15 protein-coding genes are annotated in these 19,540 nt (G+C 65.8%); 3 read left to right on the plus strand and 12 right to left on the minus strand.

Annotated elements, in window-relative coordinates:
* Positions 1 to 34 precede the first annotated feature (34 nt).
* Genes K8M09_RS16770 through K8M09_RS16780 form a run of 3 tightly spaced genes read left to right on the plus strand, consistent with a single transcriptional unit; the run spans position 35 to position 6,727 of the window.
* Positions 35 to 1,069, plus strand: a complete 1,035-nt coding sequence (locus K8M09_RS16770) for a phosphoribosyltransferase-like protein (protein WP_160786258.1) — start codon at positions 35 to 37, stop codon at positions 1,067 to 1,069.
* Positions 1,069 to 3,186, plus strand: a complete 2,118-nt coding sequence (locus K8M09_RS16775; protein ID WP_160786257.1) for a restriction endonuclease subunit S — start codon at positions 1,069 to 1,071, stop codon at positions 3,184 to 3,186. Before K8M09_RS16770 ends, K8M09_RS16775 begins: the two co-directional genes overlap by 1 nt.
* A complete protein-coding gene (locus K8M09_RS16780; protein ID WP_160786256.1) occupies positions 3,173 to 6,727 on the plus strand; it encodes a type I restriction endonuclease in 3,555 nt (1,184 codons plus the stop codon). Before K8M09_RS16775 ends, K8M09_RS16780 begins: the two co-directional genes overlap by 14 nt.
* 292 nt (positions 6,728 to 7,019) lie before the next feature.
* On the opposite strand, the gene K8M09_RS16785 is transcribed toward K8M09_RS16780, so the two are convergent.
* From K8M09_RS16785 to K8M09_RS16840, 12 genes are all read right to left on the minus strand, one after another.
* The gene (locus K8M09_RS16785; protein ID WP_160786255.1) at positions 7,020 to 7,283 is read right to left on the minus strand and encodes a hypothetical protein; all 264 of its coding nucleotides are present in this window, start codon (positions 7,281 to 7,283) and stop codon (positions 7,020 to 7,022) included.
* 162 nt (positions 7,284 to 7,445) lie between these two features.
* Positions 7,446 to 8,120, minus strand: a complete 675-nt coding sequence (locus K8M09_RS16790) for a YcbK family protein (RefSeq protein ID WP_160786254.1) — start codon at positions 8,118 to 8,120, stop codon at positions 7,446 to 7,448.
* A gap of 73 nt (positions 8,121 to 8,193) precedes the next feature.
* Positions 8,194 to 8,481 carry a DUF6127 family protein gene (locus K8M09_RS16795; RefSeq protein WP_160786253.1) on the minus strand — a complete coding sequence of 96 codons (288 nt, stop codon included), beginning with the start codon at positions 8,479 to 8,481 and terminating at the stop codon, positions 8,194 to 8,196.
* A gap of 20 nt (positions 8,482 to 8,501) precedes the next feature.
* Positions 8,502 to 9,578, minus strand: coding sequence for a DUF2793 domain-containing protein (locus K8M09_RS16800; RefSeq protein ID WP_160786252.1), 1,077 nt, complete (start codon positions 9,576 to 9,578; stop codon positions 8,502 to 8,504).
* Positions 9,579 to 9,588: 10 nt separating this feature from the next.
* Positions 9,589 to 13,554 carry a baseplate multidomain protein megatron gene (locus tag K8M09_RS16805; protein ID WP_160786251.1) on the minus strand — a complete coding sequence of 1,322 codons (3,966 nt, stop codon included), beginning with the start codon at positions 13,552 to 13,554 and terminating at the stop codon, positions 9,589 to 9,591.
* 9 nt (positions 13,555 to 13,563) lie between these two features.
* Positions 13,564 to 13,998, minus strand: a complete 435-nt coding sequence (locus K8M09_RS16810; RefSeq protein WP_160786250.1) for an NlpC/P60 family protein — start codon at positions 13,996 to 13,998, stop codon at positions 13,564 to 13,566.
* The gene (locus K8M09_RS16815; protein ID WP_160786249.1) at positions 13,995 to 14,879 is read right to left on the minus strand and encodes a DUF2163 domain-containing protein; all 885 of its coding nucleotides are present in this window, start codon (positions 14,877 to 14,879) and stop codon (positions 13,995 to 13,997) included. The genes K8M09_RS16810 and K8M09_RS16815 overlap by 4 nt, the downstream gene beginning before the upstream one ends.
* Positions 14,876 to 15,502, minus strand: a complete 627-nt coding sequence (locus tag K8M09_RS16820) for a DUF2460 domain-containing protein (protein WP_160786248.1) — start codon at positions 15,500 to 15,502, stop codon at positions 14,876 to 14,878. Before K8M09_RS16820 ends, K8M09_RS16815 begins: the two co-directional genes overlap by 4 nt.
* Positions 15,502 to 17,919: a phage tail tape measure C-terminal domain-containing protein gene (locus K8M09_RS16825; protein ID WP_160786247.1), complete on the minus strand. Its 2,418-nt coding sequence runs from the start codon at positions 17,917 to 17,919 to the stop codon at positions 15,502 to 15,504. Before K8M09_RS16825 ends, K8M09_RS16820 begins: the two co-directional genes overlap by 1 nt.
* Positions 17,900 to 18,040 carry a DUF7697 family protein gene (locus tag K8M09_RS16830; protein WP_023851451.1) on the minus strand — a complete coding sequence of 47 codons (141 nt, stop codon included), beginning with the start codon at positions 18,038 to 18,040 and terminating at the stop codon, positions 17,900 to 17,902. The genes K8M09_RS16825 and K8M09_RS16830 overlap by 20 nt, the downstream gene beginning before the upstream one ends.
* A gap of 98 nt (positions 18,041 to 18,138) precedes the next feature.
* The gene (locus K8M09_RS16835) at positions 18,139 to 18,594 is read right to left on the minus strand and encodes a hypothetical protein (protein ID WP_160786246.1); all 456 of its coding nucleotides are present in this window, start codon (positions 18,592 to 18,594) and stop codon (positions 18,139 to 18,141) included.
* 2 nt (positions 18,595 to 18,596) lie between these two features.
* Positions 18,597 to 19,538, minus strand: coding sequence for a phage tail tube protein (locus tag K8M09_RS16840; protein WP_160786245.1), 942 nt, complete (start codon positions 19,536 to 19,538; stop codon positions 18,597 to 18,599).
* Positions 19,539 to 19,540 lie beyond the last annotated feature (2 nt).

Consider the following 19,540-nt stretch of genomic DNA (forward strand, 5'->3'; position numbering starts at 1 on the left):
CGATGAATGTATTGCATTGGTAGGGGAACGAGGAATGGCTGAACGTGATGAACTTCTAGCCTCGATTGTCGAGACAACTGCTGACTATCGTGAAGGGGATCTTGCTGCGCCAACACCAGAACATGTCGAGCGTTGGGTCAGTCAATTTGACGAGCATGTTCGCCTGCCAATCTTGCGCGAAATCGATCACGTCCTAAAGTCGACTTACTTTTCTCGCGCGAACACGCGCAAGTTTCTCTCTGGCCTTTTTCAAACCGACAGCCTCGTAGGCGAGGATCCATGCAAGTTTTGGGGGGGAGTGAGTTTCCTTGATGTCCAAGGAGGTGGTGCAAGCCAGAAGGAAATGCTCGCGCTATTCAGCAAAATCCTTGAGAAAAGATGTGGATACTCCGTCAGCGACTGCGGCGCCGATCCACACTCCTTTGTTTACTTGGATGACGCCAGTTTCACAGGAAACCGTGTCAGACAAGACGTTGAAGGTTGGATCGCCAAGTCGGCTCCAAAGGATGCGACCCTACATATCATCGCAATCGCACTTCATAGCAATGGTTCCAATTACGCGAATGGACGTATTCAAGCTGCCGCAAAGGCAGCCGGAAAATCGATCAAGCTGAAGTGGTGGCGCGCAATTGCCCTCGAAGATCAACTAGGCCAGACAAATTCCTCGGATGTTCTCCGACCGACACAAATTCCAGAAGATGACTTGGTGAAGGCATACGTGGAAGCAATGACCCATAAGCCTCGCTTACGAGTTCCAGGGCAGGTAGGCGGAAATGGCATCTTTTCGAGTGATGAAGGTCGACAACTGCTCGAACAGGAATTCCTGAAGGCTGGAGCGCGCATTCGGAGTATGTGCCCACATCTAAACAAGTATCAAAGGCCGCTTGGAAATTCACTCTTGGAGACACTCGGCTTTGGCTCCCTAATTGTCACTTTCCGAAACTGCCCAAACAATGCGCCGCTGGCTCTTTGGGCGGGGGATCCCTGGTACCCGCTCTTCCCCCGAACGACCAACAGCGACACCTCGATGCGCAGGTTCATGGCCATGCTGGCGCGGGAAGACTTCTAATGTCCCAGCCCAGCCAAGTTCGCACATATGTCCCCATCGAAAGCGCCGTCTTCCTGAAGACGAACGAGCGCTATGGCGGGCTGTCGAACATGGCGCCTGGCTTTCCGCTTGTCGTGAACGGTGTTCGGATCCGGACGTCGGAAGCGCTCTACCAGTCTTGCCGCTTCCCCCACATGCCAGAGGTGCAGCGCATGATCATCGGGGAGCGGAGCCCGATGACCGCCAAGATGCGCAGCAAACCCTACCACCGGGCGTCCCGACCGGATTGGGATGGCGTACGGGTCAAGATCATGCGCTGGTGCCTGCGCGTGAAGCTGGCTCAGAATTGGGCCACCTTCGGACGGCTCCTCCTGTCCACCGGGGATCGGCCCATCGTCGAGAAGAAGGTGCGCCGCAAGGATTTCTGGGGTGCCACCGAACAGCCGGACGGCACGCTCGTCGGCATGAACGTGCTCGGGCGGCTGCTTATGGAACTGCGCGAGCAGCTGAAGGGCGATGAGGCGGAGAGCCTGCGGTTCATCGAGCCGCTGGCGATCTCCGAGTTCCTGCTGTTCGGTCAGCCTATCGAGGCGGTCCAGGCCGCGCCCAATGCCGAGATCCCCGGCTGGACCCCTCGGCGGCCATCCCGGGCCGATACCGCCCCACCGCAGCCCAGCGACCCCCAGCCCTCCTTATTTGAGCAGCCAATGATTTCAGACGCCGAACCTGTCTCTGCCCCGTCGCTCCCCACTCTCGCCAGAGACGATGATTCACAGAAGCATCTCTCAGACTATCACCCAGCAGTGCGCGATTGGCTTGGCGATCTGCCAGGTCGGTGGGACGTGCTACGAAGCAAGTATCTGTTTCGCGAGATCGACGACCGGACCGACACCGGGACGGAAACCCTACTGTCTATGCGACAGGCTCATGGTCTGATCCCCCATGCGAAGGTGTCGACCAAGCCAGTCACGCCGGAAGAGCTCAAGGGATACAAGCGCGTCCGCACCGGCCAGATGGTGCTGAACCGCATGCAAGCGTCGAACGGCATGTTCGCGGTTGCGCGCGAGGACGGTCTGGTCAGCCCGGACTATGCCGTCTTCCAGCCACTCCGGCCGATGAATCCTGACTACTTCGTCGACCTCTTCAAGACCACTATCTACCGAGCAAAGTTTCGCCAGGAATCGAAAGGGCTAGGAACCGGCATGTCCGGCTTTCTGCGCCTATACTCGGATCGTTTCGGGGCCATCCATGTCCCGCAACCGCCTGAAGAAGAACAGCGTAAGATCGTGCAGTTCATCCGGGTCTATGACCTGCGCGTCCGTCGCCTGATCCGCAACAAGCGGCGGCTGATCGGGCTGTTAAACGAGCAGAAGCAGGCGATTATAAACCGGGCCATCACGCGTGGCCTGAACCCGAATGTTGCAATAAAGCCAACCGGCATTGCTTGGATGCCGGAAATCCCTGAAGAGTGGGTAGTAACTCCGTTGCGGCACCTCTCCATTTGTCTAGACGGCAAGCGCGTACCGCTCGAAGCGTCTGCCCGCGAAAAGATGCTCGGTGAGATCCCGTATTGGGGTGCGAACCAAATCATCGACCATTTGAACGACTTCTTGTTCGACGAAGATCTGATCCTGCTTGGCGAAGACGGTGCCCCATTCTTTGATCGCAACAAGCCAGTCGCTTTCTTCTCACAAGGAAAAGTCTGGCCGAATAATCACATCCATGTACTACGGCCAAAGCCCGGCAATAGACCTGAGTTTATTGTGCATGCCCTGAATTGCGTCGACTACACGAATTATGTTGGCGGCGCCACGCGTAACAAGCTCACGCAAAGCTACATGAAAGCAATTCCCATCCCAATACCTCCGGAGAACGAGCAAAACGCGATCCTGGAGTATTTGACCCGGGAATGTACTCCGTTGGACGAAACGGCCGAACGGGCTGCTCGCGAGATTGGGCTTATTCAGGAGTACCGAGAGCGCCTGATCGCTGACGTTGTTACCGGCAAGCTGGACGTTCGCCACGTCGAGATCGCAGCGCCCGAGGACGAGCCGATCTTGGATGAGGATGACGCGCTGGAGGAGGAGCTGGAAGGCGACGCCGCCGAGGTGATGGAGGGGGCCGATGCCGACGAGTAGGCCCGCAATCCCAATCGAAATAAAGCGCGATGTGCTCTTCGAGGCTCGTCATCATTGCGCTGTCTGCTGCACGTCGCTGCCGCTCGAGTACGCGCACCTGATTCCATGGAGCAAGTCGCAAGACCATTCGCTCGAAAACCTCATTGCCCTGTGCGCAAACTGTCACGAGCGGGCGGACAACGAAAAATGGGGCGTGAGCTACCTCCAACGATACAAAAAGTCACCGTGCATCATTGCACGCGGTGATCCGCCGCCGATGACGGCAGAGCAGAAAATGCTGGTCGATCTGATCGTGGCGCGCGATCCGGATGAGATGAATCAGAAAGAGCGGCAGCGCCTGGTATCAATGGTAGCTGCTTATGTAGGTGTTCCATTCGGCCAAATAGGGATTTCATCCGTAACCCAAGCCAACAGCTCTCGAGTTCGTTTGGAAATGCCGTCTGACGCGGCGCGACGCTTGGTTGCTGGTTTCGAGGCCAAAGACCCAATGCTCGAGGCGTTCCTGAGCGAAGCGGGCCTAATTCGGGTCGATGCCGGCCCCTCGGTTCAAGGAGGCCGCGAAATGCGCCAGCACACCGACACAAGCGAAAAGGGCCTCGAAACCCTCATCGTCCGCTCGCTGATCGACGAGGCGGGTTACGTCGCTGGCGCCTCGAAGGATTTCGACCGGGACCACGCCATCGACCTGGCCAAGCTGTTCGATTTCCTGAACGCCACACAGCCAGAGGCCGTCGAAGCCCTCGGCATCGGAGAAGACGGTCCGAAGCGGCTGCAATTCCTTCACCGGGTGCAAGGCGAGATCGCCAAGCGCGGTGTCATCGACGTGCTGCGCAACGGCGTGAAGCACGGCCCTGGATCGGTCGAGCTGTTCTTCGGGACGCCGACCCCCGGCAACACGAAGGCCGAGGAGCTGTTCGCCGCCAACGTGTTCAGCGTCACCCGGCAGCTGCACTATTCCAAGGATGCGACCAAGCTGTCGCTCGACGCTGCGCTGTTCATCAACGGCCTGCCCGTCGCCACCTTTGAGTTGAAGAACAGCCTGACCAAGCAGACGGTCGAGGACGCGATCGAGCAGTACAAGCGCGACCGCGATCCCAAGGAGCTGCTGTTCCAGTTCGGCCGCTGCGTCGTCCACTTCGCCGTGGACGACCACGAGGTGCGGATGTGCAGCCACCTGAAGGGCAAGGCGTCCTGGTTCCTGCCTTTCAACAAGGGCTGGAATGACGGCGCGGGCAACCCGCCGAATCCGCATGGTCTGAAGACCGATTACCTTTGGAAGCAAGTCCTTACGAAGCGCAACCTCACCGACATCCTGGAGAACTATGCGCAGGTGGTCGAGGAAACGGACGAGCGAGGAAAGAAGAAGCCGCCGAAGCAGATTTTCCCTCGCTTTCACCAGCTCGACGTGGTGCGCAAGCTGCTGGCTGACGCCGAGGGCTCCGGCGCCGGGCGGCGGTACCTAATCCAGCACTCGGCAGGTTCGGGCAAGAGCAACTCGATTGCTTGGCTCGGCCACCAGCTGATCGGGCTGGAGACCGGCGGCAAGCCGACCTTCGACACCGTCATCGTTGTCACCGACAGGCGCAATCTCGACAAACAGATCCGCGACACCATCAAGCAGTTCGCGCAGGTATCTTCCATCGTCGGCGCGGTCACCGAAGGCTCGCAGCAGCTGCGGACGTTCCTGCAGCAGGGCAAGAAGATCATCATCACCACGGTGCAGAAGTTCCCGTTCATCCTAGACGAAATTGGGGACGGCCATCGCGGGCGAACCTTCGCCATCATCATCGACGAGGCGCATTCCAGCCAGGGCGGCCGGACGTCAGCCAAGATGAACATCGCGCTTGCCGCGAATGGTGCCGAGGAGGAAGACGAAACCGTCGAGGATACCATCAACCGGCTGATGGAAGCGCGGAAGGTTCTGCCGAACGCGAGCTATTTCGCCTTCACCGCGACACCCAAGAACAAGACGCTGGAGATTTTCGGCACGGCGGTCCCCGAGGGTGGGAAAGTCAGGCACGTCCCTTTCCACAATTATTCGATGAAGCAGGCCATCGAAGAGGGATTCATCCTCGACGTTCTCAAGCACTACACGCCGGTCGAGAGCTACTACCGGCTCATGAAGACGGTGGAGGACGATCCGCAGTTCGACGCCAAGCGGGCGCAAAAGAAGCTCCGCCGATATGTCGAATCCCATGACCATGCCATCCGCAAGAAGGCAGAGATCATGGTCGACCATTTCCACGACCAGGTGATGGCCCATCGCAAAATCGGCGGAGCAGCGCGCGCCATGGTGGTGACCAGCGGGATTCACCGGGCCATCCAGTACTTTCACGCCTTCGGGGAGTATCTGAAGGAGCGCAAGAGCCCATACCAAGCCATCGTCGCCTTCTCGGGCGAGCATGAATATGGCGGCCAGAAGGTCACCGAGGCGTCGCTCAACGGCTTTCCCAGCAACAAGATCGAGGAGTTGATACAGAAGGATCCGTACCGGTTCCTCATCGTCGCCGACAAGTTCCAGACCGGCTATGACGAGCCGCTGCTGCACACGATGTACGTGGACAAGACGCTGTCCGGCATCAAGGCCGTGCAGACGCTGTCGCGCCTGAACCGGGCGCATCCGCAGAAGCACGACACCTTCGTGCTGGATTTCATGAACGACGTGGATGGCATCAAGGCGTCGTTCGAGGACTATTACCGCACGACGATCCTGAGCGAAGAGACCGATCCGAACAAGCTGCACGACCTGAAAGCGCGGCTCGATGGCTATCAGGTCTATTCCTGGGAGCGGGTGGAGGACCTCGTGGCGCTGTACCTCGGTGGCGCCGACCGCGACAAGCTCGACCCGATCCTCGATGCGTGCGTCGCGGTCTACAAAGCCGATCTCGATGAGGATGGACAGGTCGACTTCAAGGGCAAGGCGAAGGCATTCACGCGCACCTACGGATTTCTCGCGGCCATCCTGCCCTATACGAACGCGGAATGGGAGAAGCTCTCGATTTTCCTGAACTTCCTGACGCCGAAACTGCCTGCTCCGGAGGAGCAGGATCTGTCGAAGGGCATTCTGGAGGCCATCGACATGGACAGCTACAGGGTCGAGGCGCAGGCGACGATGGCGATTGCGCTTCCCGATGCCGACGCGGAAATCGGCCCTGTGCCGTTGGGCGGAGGCGGTCGCAAGCCTGAGCCGGAATTGGACCTGCTCAGCAACATCCTCAAGACGTTCAACGAGATGTTCGGCAACATCGACTGGAAGGACGCCGACAAGATCGGGAAGGTGATAGCTGAGGAGTTGCCCACGAAGGTCGCGGCCGACAAGGCCTATCAAAACGCGATGCAGAATTCGGACAAGCAGAACGCCCGCATCGAGCACGACAAGGCACTGGAGCGCGCGGTCATCGAACTGCTATCTGACCATACCGAGCTGTTCAAACAGTTCAGCGACAATCCATCTTTCAAGAAATGGCTTTCGGAGACGATTTTCGCGGCGACCTATGCCGACAAGGCGGCGCAGGCCGGTTCGGCTGCTACTCGCAGCTGAACCAGCGCATGGCGGTTTGGATCAGATGGTCATGATCCCCGCTAGTAGCCTCTTGGTAGAACGCATCGATCTCTTGCTGCGAGAGGCCCGCTTCTTTTGCGGCCCGTCGGCACAAGCCGAGGATCATAAACGCATTGCTGTCGTGTCCAGTCAGCTGGACTGTTATGTTTGGATACTTGGGGGGCATTGATCGGCTCCTCCAGCGCAGTAGGTACAAAGCCTAGAGCGCTCATTTATTATTTATTATCAACAGGATAAGGCGATTTTGTTTGCGCTTTTTCCATTGCAGTGTTTATGGGCTTCGGCTGCGACAACTACGCGCCTGATCCCGCATGACGCTGTAATCGGCGATCATCTCGGCGATAGCCGACGCCTCCGGCAGCAGATTGAGCTCGTCGGCCGCGCGCGCCTGGAACTCACGGCTGTACTCGATGACGGGAGGGCAGACGGTTGCGAGGCGCGGTTCAGAAGCGACCGTTGCGCAGCCGGTCAGCAAGCTCGTGGCGGTCGCGAGGACGGCGAGCCGCCGCATCCAGCATCCGGCGTTGAACATCATTGGTTTCCTCCAATGTTTCGAGACGTTCGGCGAGGCGGCCCGTGCGTTCACCGGAGCGCCGGAGTGCGAACAGGAACAGGAGCACTGTGAGCGCGATGGCGCCGTAGCGGAGAGCCGTCCGGGCCCACGGGTTGGTGGCGAACCCAGCGAGGAGCGCACCAATCATCGGCGGCCCCGCTTCCAATCGTCCAGCCGCGCGTAGATCGTGATCGCGATCCCGCCGAGCGCCACGGCGATGAACACCCAGCGGAGCGTGTCGAGGTACGGCACCAGCGGCAGGATGGCGGTCTGGGTCTCGGTCAGGACGCTGTGTGCGACCTCCACGCCGGCAGCGCCCAGCGTGGCGACACCGGCCGCCCCGCCACCCTTCATGGTGCGGCTGTCGCCCAGCACTTCGCGCGCAGGCGGCGTTTCAGCCGCGAAGGCTGTCGCCCGGATTGGGAAGCACTCGCCCCACTGGCGAGCGGGCCCGAGATCGACATGGATGAATCCTGATCGCGGGTAGAATCCGAAGCCGAGGAACCCGACCTCCCGCGCTGCTGCCTCGAACGCCACCGGGTCATGGTTCGCCATGGCGATGTCGAAGGCCGCGCCGTCGAGGTGCTTCGACCGGGTGGCGCCGCCCACGGCGCGGTTGTGCTCGGGGCTGCGATAGGCGGAACGCACGATCAGCGGTTTGCCCAACCGGTCGCGCAGCGCCTGCAGCCTGTCGAGCGCGGGCTCGTTGATGAGCAGCTTGCCGGTGCCCCGGCAGGCGATCTCCGCCGGGCTGAAGTTCGGCCAGCGCCAGGCGCTCTCCGGCACGTTGCGCCAGTGATCGTAGAAGGTCGTGGTCATGGGGTCCTCCGAAAACGAAAAACCCGCCTCGAGGGCGGGTCATTGCGGGCTGATGAATGTGGATGGGGCGCGGCTACGGGCTGCCGCCGAAGATCTTGAGCTTGATCGCGATGCCGGCGAGCAGCGCCAGCATCACGCCGGTGGTGATCATGCGGACGACCGTCTGCATGGCGGTGCGGCGCACGAGGCGGATGCAGTCGACCAGGGAGCGCAGATCGCGGATGTCGAGCGCGGCCTCGTCGCCGTCGAGCCCGACATCGGCCAGCGCGCGCTTCGCGCCTTCCTCGGCGGCGCGCGCCAGGATCGCCTCGAACTCGTGCTCGGGTATGCGGACGAAGCCCTCGGATCGGGGTGGGGTCATTGAGATCCTCCCTCCGCCGCTCAGCCGACCTTGCAGCCCCAGAAGGACGTGTGGTCGGCGGCGAAATAGCCGTCCGCGACCCGGAAATATCCCTGCAGCTCCACGGTATCGCCCGCGGTGAGCGGCACCATGGTCTGCAGCCAGATCGCGGTGGCGAGCGAGACGTGGGTGGCGGAGATTTCGCCGAGGGAGCCGCGGATTTCCGTCGTGCCGTTCAGGACGAGCCGCCCGCGCATGCGGGCCGTGGCGCTGGCGTTGATCTTGTAGAGGAGCGTCGCGCCGAACAGGTAGGTGCCGTCGACGGGTGCCACGAAGTGGTTGTTCGCGGCGTCGAACGCCCCCTGATCGTTGTAGTCGGTGTTGTTCAGGCCGATCTTCGTCCAGGTCCCCACGCCCACGTAGTTGTCGTAGTTGGTCCAGGCCTTGAACCGCGGCAGCCGGGGCTGATCGACGATGCCGGTGGCGTTGTCGACGCTGAGGCCATCGAAGAAGGTGCTGCCGTCGGCCGAGACCGCGAGGCGGAACCGGTCGGAGCCGAACAACCCCACCAGCGCCTTGGTCACGAAGCCGGTCTGCAGCGTCAGGCCGAGATCGTCGCCTGCCGCCTCCTTGTTCATGGTGTAGAACAGGTCGCCGGTGCCGCCCTCGGCCACGGTCTTCGCCGTCCAGAGCGCGGCGTTCAGCTTGGCCGAGAACGGGTTCGAGGTGTCCGCTGTGGTGCCAAGCCCCAGCAGCGCGAGGTTCTGCAACGCAGCCGGTGTCGTCCCAACCCAGCCCGCGCCGTCGTAGACCAGGAGCAGTCCCTGGTCCTCGACCCACGCGCGCCAGCCGGTGCGTGGCGGCAGGCGAAGCCAGGCGCCATCGGTCCAGAGCGCGACGTTCAGGTCCCACCCCGCCCAGTCGCCGGTTGCGCCCGAGGCGACGATGTAGCGGTCGCCATCGGCTGGCGAACCAGGCGGCGCAGTCAGGTCCCGGTCGAGAACGGAGAGCTGGACAAGCCCGTCGAGCAGCCGCAGCGCCTCGTTGTGGGTGACGTGTTTCTGGGCCTGCGCCGCGAGGATGTAGGGCAGCAGGAGATGGGTCGTGGCGTCGGACATGGGATGGCCTTCAGAACAAGAGCGTGACGGTTTTCGGTGAGCCCTGCCCGACGAGGGCGGAGAGCTGGAAGATGCGGATGTCGAGCGTGTCGCCGGGGGCGAGCGGCGCACCACAATCGGCGCTCTGCTGGGCGGCGGTGTAGACCGCGCTGGTGGTGGCGGTGCTCAGCACCCGCTTCACGGTGGCGCCGTCGAGGATCTCGACCTCGTAGGCTTCCAGTTCCTCGCCGAGCGGCACCTCGAGTCCGCCCCAGCTGTCGGCCGCGAGCGCGCGGGACCGGCGCGTCCAGCGGATCGTCAGATCGCCGGGCGTGCGCGGCGTGCGCCACGGCTGCTCGACATGGGCGACGGAGAACGGCCGCAGCCCGATGCCTTCGGGCGTGAAGGCCTGCGCCACATATGTCTCGTCGCTGACCGGGCGGCTCGCGGGGCCCATGCGCCAGTTCCACGGAATGCCGAGATCGGCTTCGGCGATCGGCAGGGACGCAAGGCTGTCGTCCAGCACCACGACCCGAGCGCCTGTCGGAGCCGGGTTGCCCATCGCGCCCTCGGTGCCGCGCTGACCGCGCAGGAGCCGCGTCAATCTATACCGGCCAGGCGCCAGCAATTCGACCGCGCCCGCCTGGACGATCTCCCAGGTGCCGGACGTGCTCTCAATGGCGAGCGCATTTGCCCCTCCGAACAGTGTCAGGTCCGTGACGCTTTCGAGAGTGCCGGTCAGCAGATCGACCACCAGCGCATTGCCAAGATCGAAGCGCGACGTAGGGCCCGGGTAGAAGTCCGAGACCAGCGCGCCGATCCGGGCGCGGCTGCCGAACGTGGTCAGCAGTTCGAACCCGTCCGTCGACGGGCTGCGGAACACCGCCATCTCGCCCGGCCAGGGAACCGCGTGCGCCGCGACCAGCGGCCGATGTGCGGGCTGGTCCTCGGTCAGCTGCGGCAGGTCCATCAGCACTGCTTCCGGCGCGCCGAACACCACGGCGCGCGTAAGTGACGCCGCCCGCGGATCGCCGGGCGGCAGGTCGTAGGTCGCCCGGTCCTGGCGGACCGCCTCGATGCCGCGCGCCTCGGCGTCGGCGATGGAGACGAGCCGCAGATCGACCAGCCGCCCGTTATGCTCCAGCCGGATCGCGTCGGCCGGATCGAGCGCGAGGCGCGAAGGCGGCAGACGGAACGCCGCCGTCTCGCGCCCCACCCACGCCTCCATCAATGCGCGGCGGCAGCGCCGCTCGGCCTCCTCGGGCGGAACGGCCATCGGGAAGGACTCGGAGGCGATGCGCGTCGTGTCCACGGTGATGCGCCGGGCCTCGACGAGGGCCGCGTCGTAGTCCTCGTCGGCGCGGGCGACCTGCCACTTCAGGGCCTGCGGCAGCTCCGTCTCCTGTCCGCGCGTCAGCTCCAGCACGTCGCCCTCTCGGGCCGCCACCAGATCGTCGGGCGCGAGGGTCGCGACAGAGGCCCGGCCACGCATGATGAAACGGATCACGCCCTCGGTCTCCACGGCGTCGAAGCCGAAGTGGCGCGACAGCGTGGTGATCGACGCGCGCGGACTCTCCAGCGCCGTGATGGCGTAGCCCTCGACCGCGCCCCAGAGGCCGATGACGTCGATCCGCGCCTCGGGCAGCCCGGCGCGCAGGCAGAGGTGCCGCACGAGCGCCGCCAAAGACACCGCGCCAAGCCGTCCGGTCAGCCAATGCCCCAGTCGCCAGTTCGCCCCGTCCGTCCAGACATCGGTGAGCGCCGGAAAGAAGGGATAGGGTCGCGCGTCCCATGTCCAGGCGGCGCATTCCGGGACATGCACCATCCGGCCGCCGTAGACCGAGGACACAGGGTTGTTCCCGGTCTCGCCCCACCAGAGGTACGTCGCCTCGAGATAGGCGCGCTGGATCGCGTCGTCGCGCCAGCCCCGCGAGAAATGCGGCGTGAAGCTCTCCGACGACTTCGGGTCGAAGAAGACATTGGGCTGGTTGGTGCCCCGATCGATGGCCGGGCAGCCGAGCTCGGTGAACCAGACCGGCTTCGACTCCGGCGTCCATGCCGTCGCCGTCCCGCTCTCCACGCCACCGGGGCGGTCATAGTGCGGGTTCGACCACCAGCCGCGCAGGTCCTTGTAGCGGAAGACCCACGGCTTGCTGGCCGCACCATCGGTGATCGGGGTGCGCACCTGCGCGGAGCGGTCCGCTGCGCTGGCGTAGAACCAGTCGAAGCCTTCGCCGCCGACGATGTTCCCCTGCAGATAGGCCCGGTCGTAGATCGCGGGCCAGCCCTCTTGCGCGTCGAGATGCTCGAACCCGTCGCGCCAGTCCGAGAGCGGCATATAGTTGTCGATCCCGACGAAATCGATCTCCGGATCGGCCCAGAGCGGATCAAGGTGGAAGAACACGTCACCGCTGCCGTCGCCCGGCTGGTGGCCGAAGTACTCCGACCAGTCGGCCGCATAGCCGATCTTCGTTCCGGACCCGAGGATTGAGCGCACATCCGCGAGGAGGTCCCGATAGGCCTGTACCGCCGGATAGGTGGTTGCGCCCGAGCGGATGGTGGTCAGCCCTGGCATCTCGGTCCCGATCAGAAAGGCATCGACCCCGCCCGCTGCCGCGCAGAGATGGGCGTAGTGCAGCACCATTCGGCGCAGGCCCCAGTCGCCGGGCGTGCCTGTCCACGAAACCGACTGACCCGAGACGCTGAAGCTCGCGGGCGTGGCTGCGCCGAACAGCGCCGCGACCTGGCTTGCGGCCGTGGCGGTCTTGTCCACGGTCCCGGCGTAACCTGCGGCCGGAGAACAGGTGATCCGCCCCCGCCAGGGGAATGCGGGCTGGCCCGTCTCGGCGGCATTGTCGGAATAGGGGTTCGGCAGCGTGTTGCCGGGCGGCACGTCCATCAGGATGAACGGATAGAAGGTCACCCGCAGCCCGCGCGCCTTCATCTCCTGGATGGCCTGCACCACCGCGAAGTCGGACGGCGTGCCACCATAGACCGGGCGGTCCTGGTCGTCACGGCTGACGAGAAAGGCGTTGGTGCGGCTGACGCCGTTCACCGACCAGCTGGCGGGCGTGGTCGACTTGGCCGACACCTCGACACCCGGCCGCACTTTACAGGAGCCCGCGCGCAGGTCGTCGCCGAACCACGCCACCACAAGGCTCACGCTCTCGACCGCCGGGGCCATCGCCTGCAGCCGGTCGAGCGCCTCCACCATGTCGGTGGAGTCCGCCAGAGCGTTCAGGTTCTCGGGCGCCGTCGCGCCGCCATCGGTCTTTCGGATCGCCTGCGTGGCATAGGTGAACTCGCCCGAGGCCGGGATCATGGTGACGGCCTGCACCAGCCCCTCGGCGGTGTCGGGATCGGCGAGCGGGCGGAACACCTCGAAGGACAGCTGCGGCAAGCGGTTGCCGTAGGTCGAGAGCGCCAGTTCCTCGAAGACGACATAGGCGGTGCCGCGATAGGCGGGTGTGCTGGCCGCGCCCATCTTCGCCGAAATGAACGGATCGGCCGCCTGCGTCTCGTCGCCCGGATACCAGCGCCAGGTGACGCTGGAGAGGTCCATCGGCTTGCCGTCGGCCCAGATGCGGCCGATGCCGGTGATCGGGCCCTCGCACAAGGCCACCGCGAAGCTCGCGTAATACAGATACTCGGTCGTCTTGACCTTGCCGCCCCCGCCGCCCTTGCCGCCGCCCTGCGTGGTGGTCTTGGTCTCCTCGCGGAAATCGGTCGCCCAGATGATGTTGCCGCCCAGCCGCATCCGGCCATAGAGCCGCGGGATGACCGCGCCTTCTGTAGCGGAGGTGATGCGCAGCGTGTCGAGCCGCGCGCCCTCGATGCGCTGCGTCGGCGCCAGCGACGAGATGATCCAGCTGTCGACGACCGAGCCGATGCTGGAGCCGATGAAGCCGCCGATCGTCGCGGCGCTGACGCCGAGGATCGCGCCGCCGATCGAACCGCCAATGGCGGCGCCGGCCGCGCCGAGAACGAGGGTGGCCATGTTCGGGTCTCAGCGTTGCGGGAACAGGAAGGCGAAGGCGATGCGCCGCCGCCAGGATGGGGTGAGCGGTTCCTCGATCACGCCGAGCCGCTCGTAGGCGTGGAGGAAGGAGTCGGGGCTCGTCAGTATCCCGACATGCTTGGCGATGGCCCGGGGCTTCATGCGGAAGAGGACCAGCGTGCCCGGGCCGGACTCTACGGGAGGCGCCTCGATCATCATGCGCCGCGCGCCCTCGGCCAGAACCTCGCGCGGCCCGGTCTCGCCCCAGTCCCGGCTGTAGGGCGGGATCGGGAACGGCTCGGGGCCGACGACCTCGCGCCAGACGCCCCGCGCCAGCCCGAGGCAATCGCAGCCGACACCGCGCAGGCTGGCCTGATCATGATACGGCGTTCCGAGCCAGGACCGCGCAATGGTGATGACGTGCTGGGGATCAGCGGCGTTCACAGCACCGACCCCTCGTGCCCGCCGTCCTTCGTGGCGTAGCGCAGCACGGCATCCTGGCCCGGGATGTGCGGGAAACCCCGGAAGTTGACGGTGTTGGCGAACTTGGCGCCGCAGGTCTCCATGCGCTTGTCGCAGCCCGCGCGGATGGTGAAGGCGTCGCCCTCGGCGATGGACCGCACCGGCGCCTCGAGCAGGGTCAGGATCGCGACGCCGTCCGTCACGTCATGGCCCAGCACTTCCGCGCGACGCCCCGCATTCGCGTCGCTCGTCCATTCGATGGTGCCGAAGGTGAACCAGCCGGAAGCGAACCCGCCGAGCCCCGAGGCGGTGAAGGCCCGGTCCCGCAGGAGATCGATGACGGCGCCCGTGCCCTTGAAGGCCGGGTGCTCCAGATCGACCCCGCAGCGCGCGTCGCCGAGCGCGGCATCGCAGGTCGCCTGGAAGGTCCGCCCGACCGTCTGGCCGAGTACGTGGGCGAGCGAGCGGACCTCGGCGACGAAGGCCAGCCTCCCGCGCCGGATCTGGCCGATGGCCCCGCGGCGCATCAGGACGCGCTGGCCGGTGTCGGCCCAGTTCACGCGCCAGACCTCGACTTGCGCCGCGTCCCAGCGGCCGTCGAGAATGTCGGTCTCGGTGATCCGGTCGGAGGTCAGCACGCCCTCGGCATCCTGTGCATCGACCGACAGGTCTGACCCCGAGCGCACCTCGGACGCCGTGAGCCCGCTCTCGGGCTCGAAGGCAGTGCCATCGAAGCTCAGCGTCCGGTCGTGGTCGGTGAAGCCGACGGTGACGCCATCAGCCCGGGTGATCCGCCAGCACCACGCGAGCGTCGTCGTGCCCTCGTCGAGATGGGCCTGCAGGTCAGGGTCGAGGGTCTTCATCGGCGCAGTTCCAGCAGCGGAATGGAGGTGATCGAGCCGAGCCGCTCGAGGTCGAGCGTCACGTCGAGCGCGTCGGCGTCGAAGCGGACGGGTACGTCGAACTCGAACCCGGCGGTGATCGCGACGCCAGCGCCCGGCGCGGCGCTGAAGGTGACGACGCCGGTCGTGGTGTCGACCGACCAGCCGGAGGGCTGCTCGACGCCCGACAGCGCGATGCGCACGCTGCCCGCCACCGGCTTCGCGATGGCGCGCGTCCAGGATTGCGCGCCCGAGGCGTAGCGCTTCACCAGCTGGAAGGCGGTCGTCGCGCCATCGCCGGTGCCGATCGCCTGGTCGGTGGGCGACGGCGTTCCCGAAGGCAGGCAGGACTTGTGGTCGCCCCAGTCCTTGAAGCGGAAGCCGTGCAGCCGACCGTTGCGCGCCTCGAAGAAAGCCACGACAGCCGCCAGATCGTCCGCGCGGCGGATACCGTAGGCCACATCGTAGCGGCGGCGCGAATTGGCCCAGCTCGCGTTGCGTTCCTCGTCGCCCGAGGCGAGTTCGACGATCTGCGTGCGCCGCTCGGGCCCGCCGCGCGCGCCGCGGCTGATGTTGTCGGGAAACCGGACCTCGTGAAACGCCATCACATGCCCCTCCGCCCGAGCGACACGGCACGGGCGATGTCCGCGGCGACCTGCGTGCGGGACTGCCGGAAGCTCTCGGCGTCGCGGGCCATGATGGTGACGTTGACGCCGCCACCCGCGCCGTAGCTCTGCGCCTCACGCCGGGACAGCACGCGCTCGCCCCGCTGCAGGATCGCGGGCACCTCGTCATGACGAAGTCCGGCCATGCCGCCGCCATGCATCCGGGGCGCGGCGGCGAAGGCCATGGCCGGGACCATCCGCGAGGGTCCAGCCGATCCGACCATGCCGCCCGCATGCAGGACGTTGGCGAAGATGCCGCCCGCGCCGGAGAACACGCCCGACAGCGCGTTCGCGATCGGCCCGAGGATGAACCGCCGCGCCGCGAGCTGGGCGAGATCAGCGAGCAGCGAGGTGACGAGATCTCGGAAGTTCAGCTTGCCGGTCCTCACGAACTGGCCCACCGCGTTCTCGGCCGATTGGAAGGCGCCGACGAGGCTCTGGCCGATGTCGCCGCCAATGTCGCGGGCCTTGCTGGCGTAATCGGACAGCGCCGCCGTGACCGCCTGCCAGCCGGTGACGGCCGCGTCGGTCGCGGGCTCCGCTGCAGCGGCGGCGGCTTCGGCCGCCACACCGGCGCCCGTCGCGGCGCGTCCGGCATCGCCAAGCGCTGTCTCCAGGCGCTCCGCCGCAGCGGTCGTCTCGGCCAAAGCGTCGGCGCCGTCCTGGTCGGTGCCGCGGACCGCGTCGCGCAGCGCCTGCCAGCTTTCGAGGGGCGCACGGGCACCCTCAGCCAGATCGCGCGCCGCACCACGATAGGTGTTGGCTGTTGCGAGGGCGGTATTGGCCGCTGCGGTGAGCCCGAGATCGGGAGCGGTGAGCGGGTTGCCCTCGAAGGCCCGGTCGAAGGCCGTCTGCGCCGCTGTCGTGGCAGCACTGGCTGCCCCCTCGAATCGGTTCTCGATCTCGCCGAGGTCGAGGTCGGGCACCAGCGAGATGCGGCGCTCGGACCCGAGGGCTTCCAGCCCCTGGTTGATGCCGCCGATGAAGCCGTTGATGCGCGAGACCACACCGTTCAGCATCGCCTCGACGCCGTCGACCAGGCTGTTGGCCGCCTGGAACGCCAGATCGCCGATGGCGGCGGGCAGCAGGCCCCAGATCGCCTTGATTGCCTCGTAGGCGCCCTCGAACGTGTTCACGGCGGTGTTGCCGAAGCCCACCACGCTCTCGATGGCGCTCTGCATGCCGGATGCGGCATCAGCCTTCAGGTCGAAGAACATCGCCGTGGCGGCCGCGCCCGCCGCAGCGGCGCCCATCTTGATGCGTTCCCAGACCTCGACCGCGACGTCTTTCAGCAGCGACATCGCCTCGCCGAAGCCGCCCGCGCCGGACACGAGCCGGGTGAACTGGTAGACGAGCTCGCCCGCGCCGACGATCAGCGCGCCGATGCCGGTGCGGATCAGCGCGCCGCGCAGGACGACCAGCGCCGTGGCCAGACCCCGGACCGAGAGCGCCGCAGCGGCCATGCCGGCGGCCCCGCGTCCGGCGAGGAAGGCTGCGAAGGTGGCGGCATAGGTGGTCAGGCGGCCGATGTTGTCGAAGAGCCCGCGGATCGCGACGCCAAGCGGCCCGGTGCGGCTGGCGACCGCCGCCATGGCGTTGGCGACAGCTTCCAGCGCGGGGGCCGCGGCGACCGCCAGCTGGTTCGACAGCCCGCGCCAGATCAGCCCGAGCCGCGAGATGGCGTCGTTCGTGCGCTCGATCTGGTCCGCATCCTGCTCGGAGACGACGACCCCGAAGGCGAGGACGTCCTCGGTCGCCTGGCGCAGCGTCGCGGTGTCGATCCGCGACATGGCGATCGAGCCTTCCTCGCCGAAGAGCTGACCCGCGACGGCCGCGCGCTCGGCGGCCGGCACAAAGCTCTCGATCGCGGCGTTGATCGCGCCTACACGCTGGTCCAGCGGCAGAGCGATCAGGTCGGTGGCGGACAGCCCCAGCCGGTCCAGCGCGTCGGCGGCGGGACCGGTTCCGGCGGCCGCCTGGCTGAGGCGGCGCGTCAGATCCTTCGTCGCCTGCTCGATGCCGGACATCGACACGCCCGCAAGTTCGCCCGCCCGCTCCAGCGTCTGGATCGAGGCGACCGTGGTCCCCAGCGACTGCGCGAGCTTCGCCTGCGCATCGACGGTCTGCAGGCCGGACCGGATCATTGCCACGCCAGCGGCTGCAGCGGCTGCCACGGCGGCGGCTGCAGCCACAGCTACACGACGAGAAAACGCCGCCAGCCGGGAGTTGGCCGCTTCCATCTCCCGGCTCAGCCGTCCGAAGCCACGCGATCCGGCTTCGCCCACGCCCTCCAGTTCGGCACGCACCTGCCGTCCGCCCACGGCCGCGAGGCGGACGCTAACCCGTTTTTCCGCCATGGGAATGATCCATCTGTTCGTTGAGTTTGGCGACCATCACCGCTTCGATGACGGGCAGCAGTTCGGCCATGGCGAGCGGCGGCACGCCGAGCGCGTCACCGAGCGCCAGCGCCGCCGACATGTCCCACCCGATCACCGCGCCGGGCAGGACACGCAGCTGGCCACCGAGACGGCCGACCAGGTCCCAGACCTGCCAACCCTCCGGAGTTTCCGGACGGTTCAGCCGCGCCGGGCAGTCCGGGCAGGCTTGCTCGCGGCCCTCGTAGGGTGCGCAGGCTTGGCAGTATCGCTCGCCCCCGCCGAAGGACCATTCGGCAAGAGCGCGGAGACGTTTTTTTCCTGCTCCAGCAGCAGGCCCTTCGAGACGTAGGTCAGCTGGAAGGCCTCGAAGATCGGCCAGACGTCGAGCAGCGCGTCGATGGCCTCCGGGCTCGGGTCGATGGCGTTGCCGTCGGCGTCGCCGATGCCCTCCCAGGCGAGCACCGCGCGGCGGGCCAGTGCCTTGGCGAAGGCGACCGCGCGTTCCTCGTCCGAGGCCTCCTCGGGGACCGCCTCCACTACGGGGTCGCTGCGCGTCGCCACCATCAGCGCCGTCGTCAGCGGGCGGAGCTGCACGCGGACGCCAGGGGCGAGGTCATGCCAGCGTGGCGCGTTGGTCAGGTCGAGCGTCAGCATCCTCAATACACCTCTATGTCGTTGATCAGGGTTGCGGTGCACATCCGGCCGACCACGCTGTCGCGCGCCGCCTGCCAGTCGAACGTTGCCTGCACGCCCTGCGGACCCGAGATCTCGATGCGCGGGCGTGGCAGGTAGACGGCGTGCACCGTGAAGGTGAAGCTCTCGCCCGAGGGCAGGACGTAGGCGAATTCCATCTCGCAGGCCTCGCCGTTGATGGCCTGCGTCACCAGCGTCTGGTCGGCGAACCGCACCTCGATCCGACCCGTGAGCGCCGCGATGCTTGGGTCCGCGCCGTCGATGCGCCCGTCCGAGCGGATGGTCTCGATGCGGTCGAGATTGTTGGCATAGGTGATCTCGGCCGAGACCACGTTGCCGAGCGCGGTGCCGTTGCGCGTGATCGCCCCGTTGAAATGGCCGAAGCGCTTCAGCTCCAGCGCGGCGGGCGTTCCGGCGCTGGTGGTCGTGCCCACCGTCTCGCCCTGCGCCACCAGCCGCGCGGTTGCCGTCAGCAACCCCGACCGCTGCATCTGCCAGGTGATCTGGTCGAGCACGCAGCCCGAGTACATCGCATAGCGCGGTACCTCGGGCATGCCGGTCTCGATCGACATACTGGGCAGCGTCCAGGACCCCGACTGGAATTCATGGCTGTACGGGGCCTCGGCGCCCGTGGTCGTCGGTGTCCCGAAGGCCGCCTTCAGCCAGAAGCCGAAGGCCTCGGCGTCGAGCGGCACCACGACATCGCCATCGGCCGTCACCGCGTCCTTGATCGGCGCCAGCGGATCGCGACCATAGCCGAGCAGCTCAGAGTTCAGCAGCGGTTGCTCCGCCCCCAGCGAGGTGCTGGCGAAAGGCATGCGGGTGAAGCCGCTCACGGGCGGCGTGCCATAGGTCGTCTCGAACGCAAGCGCCATCAGCGCCCGCGCCCCTTGGGCTCGTGCCATGG

Origin of the sequence: Shinella zoogloeoides, from assembly GCF_020883495.1 — a bacterium.
GTDB lineage: Bacteria > Pseudomonadota > Alphaproteobacteria > Rhizobiales > Rhizobiaceae > Shinella > Shinella zoogloeoides.